This is a genomic window from Neisseria sp. HMSC065D04, from assembly GCF_001815675.1.
GTDB lineage: Bacteria > Pseudomonadota > Gammaproteobacteria > Burkholderiales > Neisseriaceae > Neisseria.
On record NZ_KV821475.1, the window covers coordinates 1 to 12,161 of the forward strand.

The following is a 12,161-nucleotide window of genomic DNA, read 5'->3' on the forward strand; positions in this document are numbered from 1 at the left end:
GTTGCTATGATACGGGTGTTTCGATATACAAGGTTGGGCGTAGAGTAATGACACCTTCAAATCGCTAAAAATATTGGGTTCAGTCCAATCTAGGCTTACAGTTCTTTTTTAAGCGTCCGTGTATCAAAATCGATGACAAAAGGCTTGGATCGATAACCACGCTCCATTCCTTCATAGAACACAGCTATACATTTAAATGTATATCTTTTTTGTTTAAATTTTTCCTGTACACAATTGAATCGGTCATCATTGCTGCATAGTCGTACACTTCCTGTCAACCTATCACTCCGGATATTTTTTATATCACTAGATTCTGAATCAACAAAACCCAATAAATCTACAACATATGTTCGTTCGCTGCTTTCACAATTAGCGTGGTATGCATTTGCTTTTCTTAAATTATTTATCATTTTTTGTTTTGTATTGATAAAATCCATATCAAATACAACTTCATCAAATTCTTTGTTGATCACATAATTTTTAGGTTGCAGTTCATAACCATTAAAAGAAACGATACATGAAGTTAGAAATAGAACTGCGATAAAAATTAAATATTTACCTTTCGACACTTTTTAACTCCTCTGGATAAGATGGCAAAAGCAGGTTTGTCTTTTTTCGAATAGTTTTTGCGTAAATATCATGCTTATCATGGTTGCGGCTGTTGGTTGGGTAATGTTCTTGGGTGTTGGCGGTTTCGATGGCGGCGAAAGAACGGGGTAGGATTGGCGGTCAGCCATGAGGTTTATGATGAAAGTCTGAATATAAGTCAAAATGACAGGTAGGATAAACAACGGATGATAAGAGGTAAAGATGTTGTATGGGTGGTTTGGGAGGGAAGGGGGATGAAAGGTCGTCTGAAAGTGGGTTTTCAGACGACCTTTTGGTATTTGTGTAGTTCGTGGGCGAAGCCCACGCTACGGGTTGTGTGGTTTCAGCGGAGAATGGAGATATGGGGGCGTTTGCATTCGTTATATTTTTGAAATATTGGAATTGGTTTAGCAATGCGGGAGCGGTAGCGTGGGCTTTGCCCACGGATAATGGTTGTTTGGAGCATAAAAAGGTCGTCTGAAACTGTATTTTTCAGTTTCAGACGACCTTTGGGGTTGGTGGGATTCGTGTGCGAAGCCCACGCTACGCTGGGTTTTTAGACGACCTTCTGAGGTTGGCAGGATTCGTGGGCGGAGCCCACGCTACGTTGGGTTTCAGGCAACCTTGGGTCAGAGGTCGAAGGCGGCGTTGATGAGGCGTTTGGTGTAGTCTTTCTGCGGGTGGTGGAAGATTTGGTCTGCGCTGCCGTATTCGACGAGTTCTCCGTGCTGCATGACGGCAACGTTGTCGCTGACGGCGCGGACGACGGAGAGGTCGTGGCTGATGAAGATGTAGGTCAGTCCGTATTTGGTTTGGAGTTCGCGCAGCAGTTCGACGACTTTGATTTGGACGGAGCGGTCGAGGGCGGAGGTGGGTTCGTCGAGGAGGATGAACTTGGGCCGCAGGATGAGGGCGCGGGCGATGGCGATGCGTTGGCGTTGTCCGCCTGAGAATTCGTGCGGGTAGCGGTTGAGGGCGTCGGCGGGCAGGGAGACTTCGTCCAGGACTTTGAGGACGAGTTCGGTGCGTTGGGCTTTGGTCATTTCGGGGCGGTGGACGGTGAGGCCTTCGCCTATGATTTCGCCGACGGTGAGGCGGGGTGAGAGTGAGCCGTAGGGGTCTTGGAAGACCATTTGGCGTTCGGCTTTGAGCTGGCGCGATCGCTCGGGGGTGAGGGCGGCGAGGTCGCTGCCGTCGAAGTGTATGTTGCCTTGGTAGGGGAGCATTTGCATGATGGCTTTGCCGAGTGTGGATTTGCCGGAACCGGATTCGCCGACGATGCCGAGGGTTTCGCCTTGGCGGATGGTGAGGCTGATGTTTTTGACGGCGTGGAAGGTTTTGAGGGGTTTGCCGAAGAAGTTGTGTTTGAGGGTGAAGTGGACATTGATGCCGTCGGCGCGGATGAGTTCGGGCGGGTTGCCTTCTACGGGGTCTTTCATGCCTTTGGGGACGGAGTGGATGAGTTGGGCGGTGTAGGGGTGGGTGGGGTTGGCGAAAACTTGTTTGATTTTGCCGCGCTCGACGATTTCGCCGTCTTTCATGACGCAGACGGTTTCGGCGTAGTGTTCGGCGAGTCCGAGGTCGTGGGTGATGAAGATTATCGCCATGCCCATTTGTTTTTGGAGGTCGTGGAGGAGGTCGAGGATTTCTGCCTGGATGGTGACGTCGAGGGCGGTGGTGGGTTCGTCGGCGATGAGCAGGGCGGGCTCGTTGAGCAGCGCCATGGCGATCATGATGCGCTGGAGCTGGCCGCCTGAGAATTCGTGGGGGTATTGTTTCAGACGACGTTCTGCTTCGCGGATGCCGACGCGGTTGAGGAGGTCGAGGATGCGTTCGCGGGTGGCTTTACGGGTGATGGTTTTGTTGTGGACGCGCAGGGCTTCCATGAGCTGGGTGCCGATTTTCATGAAGGGGTTCAGCGAGGTCATGGGCTCTTGGAAGATGAAGCTGATGCATCCGCCGCGCAGGCTGCGGAGGGTTTTTTCGTCTGCGTCGAGGATGGATGTGCCGTCGAAGGTGATACGTGAGTCTTGTCCGTAGCGGGTGGTGTTTTCGGGCAGGAGGCGCATGAGGGACATGGCGGTAACGGATTTGCCGGAACCGGATTCGCCGACGAGTGCGAGGGTTTCGCCTTTGGCGACTTTGAAGCTGATGTTGCGCACGGCGTGGACGGTTTTTTCGTGGAGTTGGAAGCGGATGTCGAGGTTTTCGACGGTGAGTAACGGGGTGTTCATGGGTGTGTCCTCGTGGTGTGTGTCAGCGGTCTTTGGGGTCGAGTGCGTCGCGCAGGCCGTCGCCGATGAAGTTGAAGCAGAAGAGGGTGGCGACGAGGAAGAAGCAGGGGACGAGGAGCTGCCACGGGGCGGCTTCCATGGAGGCTGCGCCTTCTTGGAGCATGGAGCCCCAACTGGTCTTGGGTTCTTGTACGCCCAATCCGAGGAAGCTGAGGAAGGATTCGAACATGATCATGCCGGGTACGAGCAGGGAGGCGTAAACCATGACGACGCCGAGTACGTTAGGGATGATGTGGCGGGTAACGATGCGGCGGCGGGATACGCCTGTGATGCGGGCGGCTTCGACGAATTCTTTGTGTTTGAGGCTGAGGGTTTGTCCGCGGACGATGCGGGCGACGTCCAGCCATGAGACGAGTCCGATGGCGACGAAGATGAGTAAGAGGTTGCGCCCGAAGAAGGTGGTCAAGAGGATGACGAAAAACATGAACGGAAAGGCGTTGAGGATTTCGAGCAGGCGCATCATGACGGAGTCGAGTTTGCCGCCGAAGAAGCCTGCGAGTGCGCCGTAGAGCGTGCCGATGACGACGGCAACGAGTGCGCCTGCAATGCCGATGAGCAGGGAAATGCGTCCGCCGGCGGCGGCTCGGGTGAAGAGGTCGCGTCCGAGCAGGTCGGTGCCGAAGTAGTGGCGGGTGGCGAAGGAGGGCGGGATTTGCATGTTGTCCCAGTCGGTGTGGTCGTAGGTGTAGGCGCTGACCCAGGGGACGGCGATAACGAAGAGGATAATGGCGGCAAGGATGAAGACGCTGCACAGGGCGGCTTTGTTGTTGCTGAAACGCCGCCATGCGTCCTGCCACAGGCTGCGTCCGTGTACTTGTGCCTGTTCGGCGGCTTCTGCTATGGCGCGGGAATTTTTCTTGTTGAATAGCATGGTGTTCTCCGTTGTTTTGTTCGGGGTCGTCTGAAAACGGCAAAACCGGTTTTCAGACGACCTTTTTTGCTTTTAATAGCGGATTTTGGGGTCGATCAGGGCGTAGAGGATGTCGAGTATGGCGTTGAAGACGATGGTCAGTACGCCGACGAGGATGGTCAGCCCCAAGATCATGCCGTAGTCGCGGTTGAGCGCGCCGTTGACGAAGAGTTGTCCGATGCCGGGCAGACCGAAGACGCTTTCGATGACGATGGCGCCGGTGATGATGCCGACGAAGGCAGGAACGAGATAGGAAAGGATAGGCAGCATGGCGGGACGCAGGGCGTGGCGCAGGACGATGCTGTTCATTGATAATCCTTTGGCGCGGGCAGTGCGGATGTAGGGGCTGTTCAACACTTCTATCATCGCGCCGCGCGTGATGCGGGCGAGGCCTGCGACATAGCCGATGGAGAGGGCGGCGACGGGCATGATGAGGCTGGTCAACGAGCCGTCGTTCCAGCCGCCGGCGGGCAGCCATTTGAGGGTGATGGCGAAGATGAAAATCATGATGGGGGCTTTGACGAAGCTGGGGACGACGATGCCGGTCATGGCGGCGGTCATGATGGTGTAGTCCGCCCATGTGTTGCGCCTGAGTGCGGCGATGGTGCCCATGAGTACGCCCAAGACGGTGGAGATGATGAAGGCGTACACGCCCAGCTCGACGGAAACGGGCAGGGCTTGGGCGAGCAGCTCGTTGACGTTGTAGTCTTTGTATTTGAATGAGGGACCGAGGTCGCCGTGGGCGAGTTGTTTGAGATAGTTGAAGTATTGCAGGTACATCGGGTCGTTCAGATGATATTTGGCTTCGATGTTGGCCAGTACGGCGGGCGGTACGTTTTTGTCGCCGGTGAAGGGGCTGCCGGGTGCGAGCCGCATCAGGAAGAATGAGACGGTAATCAGTACCAGCATGGTGGGGATGGCGGAAAGTATGCGGCGGATGATGAATTTCAGCATATCGTACCTGCTCGGGGCTTGGTGGGTCGGAATATGCCTGAATACGGGAAGGCGGTCTGAACGGGTGTTCGGACGCTTGGGATGGTTTCTCTTCTTTGTAGTCAGGCCCTTGGTTTTGGAGTGTGCGGGCTTTTGCTTTTATGGTCGTCTGAAACGGGATTTTGGGTTTCAGACGACCTTTTTGCTGATGCTTTTCGTGGGCAAAGCCCACGCTACGGCTTTTATGGTTGTCTGAACACTTTGGATGGGGTTTCGGACGGTTTTTTATTGCGGCGGTTGCGGGTGGCAGCCTGCGTTATGGGTTTGTTTCGGAGGTCTTCTGAAACCGGATTTTGGGTTTCAGACGACCTTTTTGCTGGTGTTTTTCGTGGGCAGAGCACACGCTACGGCCGTTTTCAGACGACCTTTGGGATTGGCGCGGATTCGTGGGCAAAGCCCACGCTACGGTTGTTTTTCAGACGACCTTTTGGGTTGGCGCGGGTTCGTGGTGAGAACCCGCACCACGGTCGTTTCAGACGACCTTTGCCGTCAGCGCGCCAGCGGTTCGGTGCGTTTGATCAGCCATGCTTTTGCCGCGCCTTCGGTCAGCGGCTCGAGGCGGCGGCGGACTTCGGCGTGGTAGCGGTTGACCCAGTCGATTTCGCCGTCGGTCATGAGGGCGGTGTCCATCAGGCGGGTGTCGATGGGGCAGAGGGTCAGGGTTTCGAAGTAGAGGAAGCTGCCGAACTCGGTTTCCTGCGGGTTGGCGACGGCTTGGTTGGCGGCGAGGTTCTCAATGCGGATGCCCCATTTGCCGGGACGGTAGAGTCCGGGTTCGATGGAGGTTACCATGCCTTTTTTCATGGCGTGCTGCGGACCGGGAACGGCGGCGCAGGCGATGACTTGCGGGCCTTCGTGGACGTTGAGGAAGTAGCCTACGCCGTGGCCTGTGCCGTGGCCGTAGTCGCATTGCGCCTGCCACAGGGGTTTGCGGCAGATGGCGTCTATCATCGGTGAGAGGATGTTTTCGGGGAACACGGCTTCGGCAAGCGCAATATGGGCTTTGAGGACGAGGGTGTTGTCGCGTTTTTGTTCGACACTCGGTGTGCCGACGGGGACGACGCGGGTGATGTCGGTCGTGCCGCCTTTGTATTGCGCGCCGGAGTCGATGAGCAGGAGGCCGTTGCCGCTGATGGTGCTGTGGCTTTCGGGCGTTGCGCTGTAATGCGGCAGGGCGGCGTTGGCGTTGAAGCCCGCGATGGTGTCGAAACTCAATGAGATGAAGCCCGGACGTGCGCTGCGGTAGCGGTGGAGCATGGTGTCCACGTCGATTTCGGTCAGGCTGCCGCCGTTGTCGATGATGTCTTCAAACTCGGCGAAGAAGCCGCACAACGCCGCGCCGTCTTGTTCCATCGCTTCGCGGATGTGGGCGATGTCGGCTTCGGATTTGACGGATTTGAAGAAGGTGGACGGGTTGATGCCTTCGATCAGGCGCACGCTTTCGGGCAGGCGCACGAGGGTGCTGACGGCGGTTTTGTTCGGCTCGATAAGCAGCGTGCCGCCGATTTGCGCGAGTTTGTCGGCAACTTGGGCGTAAGGTTCGACCGTGATGCCTGCGGTTTGCAGCGCGGCGGCGGCTTCGGCGTTCAGACGACCTTGGTCGGTAAACAGGACGGCATTGTCTTTGCCGATAAGCAGGAAGGACACGAAAACGGGATTGAAAGGCACGTCGCTGCCGCGCAGGTTGGTCAGCCAAGCGATGTCGTCAAGCGAGGAAACCAAGTGGTAATCCGCGCCTTTTCCCGCCATGACGGCGCGCACGCAGGCGAGTTTTTCGGCGGCGGTTTCAGAGACGTAGGCGGGGTCGTGGATGAACACGGTTTCGGCGGGGATGGCAGGGCGGCTTGTCCACACTTGGTCAAGCAGGTCGTCGGGGTGTTCGATGCGGATGTTTTTGGCGGTCAGGGATTGCGCCAAAGTGCGTTTGCCGGTGAGCGACACCATATCGGATGGGATGCCGACGGCGGCGTTTTCGGGCAGGTTTGCCGCGAGCCATTCGTTATACGGCGGAACTTGCCCGCTTTTTTGCAGCTCGATGCCGCTGCCCGCAAGCTGTTTGGTCGCCTGCTCCCAATAGCGGCTGTCCACCCACACGCCCGCTTCGTCGGCGGTAACGACGAACGTGCCGACCGAGCCGGTAAAGCCCGACAACTCGCGGCGCGCCTGCCAGTGTGCAGGCAGGTATTCGGAAAGATGGGGGTCGGCGGAGGGGATGACGAGTGCGTCCAGACCTTGCGCCTTCATGGCTTCGCGCAATGCGGACAGGTAATTCGATACGGTATTCATGAACGGATTCTCCAATAGGTTTCGCGGTTTCAGACGACCTTTTTATAGCGGATTAACTTGATGTACAGAGAGGTCGTCTGAAAAACGTGTCTATGTTATCAAATCACTTCTTGGGTGCAAACGACCAATTTTTGATGGTGTAGTTTTTCAGCGGGTCGCGGTCGGAGTAGCCTTGGATGTCGGGTTTCACCAGATTGATGCTGACTTGGTGATACAGCGGGATAAAGGCGTCGTCGCGTTGCAGCATCGCCTCGGCGCTGATGTAGCGGCGGGCGCGTTCTTCGGCGGAAATGCCCGCTTCGAGCGTGCTGTTCATCAGCTTGTCGAATTCGGGATTCTTGTAATGGAAGGCGTTGTTCGGATTGTTGGATTTGAAAATATTGAGCATGCCCGCAGGGTCGTTGTAGTCGGAACACCAGCCCGCGAACGCCATGCTGAAATTGCCCTGCATGCGCTTGTCCAAGAAGGTTTTCCATTCTTCGTTCATCAACGTGGGGCGAACGAACGGCACGGTCGCCTTCCAAATGGATTGCAGCGCGGTGATTTGTTTTTTGGCGGCCTCGCTGGTGGTATAGACGATTTGGAACTCAAGCGGCTTCTCTTCGCTGTAACCCGCTTCGCGCAAGAGTTTTTCTGCTTCGGCAATGCGCGCTTCGCGCTTGAGCGGCTTCCACGCAGGCGCAGATTCGCCGCCGCCCTGCATATTCGGCGGGGTGAGCTGGAACGCTTCCTTGTCGCCGCGTCCGGCAACTTTGGTAATGATGGCGCGGTCGGTCAGCAGGTTGAGCGCGCGGCGGACTTTGGGATTTTTAAATTCGGCGGATTCCAAGTTCGGCTCTAAAAACCAAGAACACAGCAAAGTCGCGCGCCGAACCTGCCCGGGAAATTCTTTCTCGGCAATCTTAATCTGATCGGAAGGGATGCCGTAGGTAACGTCCACTTCGTCGGCGCGGTAGCGGTCGTATTCTTTGCCGATGGCGAGGAACACCGCCTGCGGGATGGATACTTTTTTGCTGTCGTAATAAGCAGGGTTTTTATCCATGGTGATGTGGCTGTTGACACGCCATTCTTTGAGGATGTATGCGCCGCTGGAAACATAATTGCCCGGCTGCGTCCATTTTTCGCCGAATTTTTCGACTGTGGCGCGGTGGACGGGATAGGTAAACTGCTGAATCAGCATATCGGGGAAATATGGCACGGGCGCGGTGAGCGTGAATTGCAGCGTTTTCTTGTCCAAAGCCTTGACGCCCAAAGTATCCGGCTTCGCCTTGCCTTGCAGGATTTCCGCCGCACCCTGTATTTTCGCGTCTTCCAAATAGCTGCTGTTAGGCGCGGCGGTTGCAGGATCGGCGAGGCGGCGGAAGCTGTAAACGAAATCTTCGGCGGTAATCGGGTCGCCGTTGCTCCAATTTGCATCGCGCAGGTGGAACGTCCAAACGCGCCCTTCGTCCGACGACTCCCATTTCAACGCCAAGGCAGGAATGGTTTTGCCTTCGGCATCTGTACTGACCAAGCCGTCCATCATCTGACGGATAATCGCGCCTGCCGCCATATCCGAGCTTTTCTGCGGGTCGAGCGTACTCGGTTCGACCGCGTTGCTGATGACGATTTTATTGTATTCGCTGCGCTTGAATTCGGGCGCGGGCTTGACTTCGCGATGACACGCCGACAGCGCAAGCACTATGGCAAGCGATAAAGCCGATATGGAATAAGGTTTGTTCGGCAGCACGTTTTTTCTCCTCTTCTCGCTATCTCTCCCTCCATCTTGCGTTTTGCAAAAAATAAAAAACTACATATGACTACATGGTAGGGAAATATTCTGATTTTTGGCGGATAAAAAGATTTATTCTCTATGGGTATTTGAAAAAATCCGCCCGTTTTGGGAATCGGTTTGCAAGATAACACAAAAAAACGCCGTAAAAAACATTTTTTGAAATAAAAGTTACAATCGATTACAAAAATATTGATTTTTTTGCAAGCCTCAAATAGTATAAAACCCTGTTTAAACGCAGCCTCAGAAAAATCAAGCAAAAGGAGAATAAAATGAAGAAGTTATTAATGATTGCGGTTGCCGTCCCGCTTGCCGTCCCCGCATTGGCATCCGATAACGAAGCCAAAATCGGCGGACGGATATTTATTTCTATCGAACACGAACGCAACGGCAAAGGGCAATCCGCTACCGATATATCCGACAACAACAGCCGCATCTGGATTATGGGCAGTGAAAAACTCGACAAAGACCTCAAGCTCATCTACGGCGTCAATTCATTCGTCGCCTTCGACTACAACGGCTGGAGTACGGACGACTCCTACATCGGTCTGCGCGGCGATTTCGGTACCGTCCGCGCCGGCTGGCTCAGTACCCCCATGCACTACCTGACCGGCGAACAAGACGCGTTCAACGGCAACAACCACACCCAAACCATGGGGCGCATGACCCGTTTCGGCGGCCGTGAAATCGCCCTGAACTACGAATCCAAAACCTTTGACAACGGCTTCAACTACCGCGTCCAAATCGCGCCCGGTGCCAACAAATACAAAGACAGAAAGCGCAACGGCGACTGGATGGCGGGCTTAGGCTTGCACTACAAACACCCGACCAACGGCTTCAACGCCCACTACGCCCTCGAATACGCCCGCAACGGTTCGCCTGACGATACCAAAGACAGACAGGTTCATTCCATGAAAGTCGGCTACGACAAAGACAACCTCCACCTCGCCGCCGGCATGATGTACGCCCGCAATGTCGCCGACAAATTCCACTGGGAAGACGAAACCAAAACCAATACCAACACCCGCGATTTCCAAGTGACCGCCGGCTACACCATGGGCAACATCACCCCCAAACTCGGCGTTGCCTACGGCCGCTCCGATACCGGCAAGAACTACAAACAGCTCGCGTTCAACACCGAATACAAATTCTCCAAACGCACGACCCTCTCGTTCAACTCAGGCGTAGTCAAAGAAAGCAAAGACCCCAAAACCGGCTGGGCGGCAGGCGTGTCATTGGAACACAGCCTGCAATAACACGGGATTTGAAGCATAATTTGCGGCATAAAAGGTCGTCTGAAAACCTGAATATGGGTTTTCAGACGACCTTTGTGTTTATAGTGGATTAACTTTAAACCAGGACGGCGTTACCTTGCCGTACTATCTGTACTGTCTGCGGCTTCGCCGCCTTGTCCTGATTTTTGTTAATCCACTATATCAAACGCCTGCCAGGCGCATTCTTGTAAACGATGTTTCCTATGTTCAAATCTTCATGAAAAAACGTCGTCTGAAACCGATCTTCAGACGACGTTTGCCATTCACGCCCCTAGCGGATTCATTCCGCTTTCTCCAGCAGGGCGAAGCCTTCCACTTTGTTCCTTGGGCGCGCGCCCTGCCAGATTTTCGTCCAACCTTGAGGCGCGTCGGTATTTTTAGGCTGCTGCACCAGACGGTAGCGGCAGGCAGCGTCGTCGATATGGAGTGTCAAGTCGCTGTATTGCGCCCAAGCGATGCGGGCGCGGTGGTCTTCGTTGGCGATGCTGATGCATTCGAGGTCGTCTGAAAGCCGTTGTTTCAGTTCGGGGGAGAGGGAGGCTTCCATTTGGAGGACGACGGGCGCGTGGCTTTTGGCGGCGTCGAGCCACGGCAGGAACAGGGTCATCAGCAATGCCCACGCCAGCGTAACGCCTGCCGCCCAGTTAGTCACTGCCTGTCTGCCGCGGATGTTTTTGCGGGTAATCGCCCACAGCCACAGCGGGGTAAACAACAGGGCGACCGCCATCGGTATCGGGTCGATGTCAGGTGTGTAATACGGACTGAAATAGGCGGCGCGTTCGGCGAGTTTGGCAGGCCAGCCGTAGTTCATGGCGAAGAAGCCCGTCCACAAGAAGATGGCGAACAATCCGAACGCCATAACGCCGAACCAGTTGATAAACGCCGCCGCGCCGCGCCGCAGTCCGTCCAGTTGCGCCGCGCCGAGCAGGGCGAGCGGGGGCAGCAGCCAGACGAGGTTGTCTTGCAGGCGTTGCGGGCTGACGGCGAGTATGCTGAGGACGATGAGGAACCACGAAATGCACAATACGCTCCAGTTTTTCTCGCGGATGCGGGGGCGGCTTAACGTCCATGCGGCGAGCGGCCATGCGGGCAGGGTAAACCAGAGCAGGTTTTTCAGGTAATAGAACAGGCTGAAGGTCGTCTGAAAACCACCTAAACCGCCGAATGCGCCGAGCGAATGATGTTGCAGCCAGATGGAAAACAGTTCGGGCTGCGTTCTGGAGAAGATGAGCGGATAAACCGTCAACAGTGGCAGTCCGATGGCAAACGCGCCGACCAGCGTCAGGTAATAGCGTTTGACGCGCCATTGCGCATCGAGCAGCAGGGCGGGGGCTAAAAACATCAGCGCGGCGGTCATCAGATAGCCCGATGAAAGCGACAGCAACGCCCAGCCGAAGCCCAGCAGCAGGGAAGAGGTAATGACGCGGCGTTGCGCCAACGAAAAGCCGCACAATATCATACCCGATGCGGCAAAGGCGACCGAAGCGGGGTTGAGGAAGTGCGCGACCGAGAGCAGCCCGATGCTGCCGATCAGGATGAGGACGACGCTGCGCCCGTGGTGCCTGCCCAAAAAGTTGAATCCGGCAAAACCGCAGGCGGTCAGCCCGATAATCGTAAAGAAGACGCCCGCAAAACGCGCGGCATCATAAGCGTCCGCCGCCCAAGGCGACAACAGGTGTTTGAACGCCGCCGCCACCCACAAATAGACGGGCGGAATCTGAAAATCCGGCTGTCCCAACACATGGGCGACCAACGGCGTCGCGCCTGCGTCTAAAGTTTCGACGGCAGTAAAGACGGTGGGTTCGGCGGGGTTCCACAAGTCGTGCGAAAACACGCCCGGCCACAGCCAGGCAAATGCCATCAGCAGCAAGAGCCAGGGTTTTTCATGGGTTTTGGCAGGTTGGCGCGGGTCTGGCGGGGTGTAAGTGAGCATAGTTTTGAGGATGTGAACGTATTTTCGTGTAGTTTAGCAAAGATTCGGCGGGAGGTCGTCTGAAAGGAGGGATTTGGGTTTTTATAGTGGATTAACTTTAAATCAGGACAAG

Annotated in this window: 8 protein-coding genes; 1 reads left to right on the forward strand and 7 read right to left on the reverse strand. The window is 55.5% G+C overall.

From position 1 onward, the window contains the following. Positions 1-95 precede the first annotated feature (95 nt). From HMPREF3050_RS01550 to HMPREF3050_RS01585, 6 genes are all read right to left on the reverse strand, one after another. A complete protein-coding gene (locus tag HMPREF3050_RS01550; protein WP_070773213.1) occupies positions 96-569 on the reverse strand; it encodes a hypothetical protein in 474 nt (157 codons plus the stop codon). Positions 570-1,217: 648 nt separating this feature from the next. After that, a complete protein-coding gene (locus HMPREF3050_RS01555) occupies positions 1,218-2,822 on the reverse strand; it encodes an ABC transporter ATP-binding protein (protein ID WP_070773214.1) in 1,605 nt (534 codons plus the stop codon). A gap of 22 nt (positions 2,823-2,844) precedes the next feature. Next, on the reverse strand, positions 2,845-3,753 hold the full coding sequence (oppC, locus tag HMPREF3050_RS01560) for an oligopeptide ABC transporter permease OppC (RefSeq protein ID WP_049231158.1): 909 nt from the start codon (positions 3,751-3,753) through the stop codon (positions 2,845-2,847). Between the two features lie 72 nt (positions 3,754-3,825). Continuing rightward, a complete protein-coding gene (gene oppB, locus HMPREF3050_RS01565) occupies positions 3,826-4,746 on the reverse strand; it encodes an oligopeptide ABC transporter permease OppB (protein ID WP_003741770.1) in 921 nt (306 codons plus the stop codon). Positions 4,747-5,274: 528 nt separating this feature from the next. Beyond that, a complete protein-coding gene (locus HMPREF3050_RS01580; RefSeq protein WP_070773217.1) occupies positions 5,275-7,071 on the reverse strand; it encodes an aminopeptidase P family protein in 1,797 nt (598 codons plus the stop codon). Between the two features lie 103 nt (positions 7,072-7,174). Further along, positions 7,175-8,800, reverse strand: a complete 1,626-nt coding sequence (locus HMPREF3050_RS01585; RefSeq protein WP_070773218.1) for a peptide ABC transporter substrate-binding protein — start codon at positions 8,798-8,800, stop codon at positions 7,175-7,177. A gap of 314 nt (positions 8,801-9,114) precedes the next feature. On the opposite strand from HMPREF3050_RS01585, the gene HMPREF3050_RS01590 reads away from it, so the two are divergent. Then, positions 9,115-10,098: a porin gene (locus tag HMPREF3050_RS01590; RefSeq protein WP_070773219.1), complete on the forward strand. Its 984-nt coding sequence runs from the start codon at positions 9,115-9,117 to the stop codon at positions 10,096-10,098. 298 nt (positions 10,099-10,396) lie between these two features. Here the strand turns inward: HMPREF3050_RS01590 and HMPREF3050_RS01595 are convergent, their stop codons facing one another. Next, the gene (locus HMPREF3050_RS01595; protein WP_070773220.1) at positions 10,397-12,049 is read right to left on the reverse strand and encodes an ArnT family glycosyltransferase; all 1,653 of its coding nucleotides are present in this window, start codon (positions 12,047-12,049) and stop codon (positions 10,397-10,399) included. Positions 12,050-12,161 lie beyond the last annotated feature (112 nt).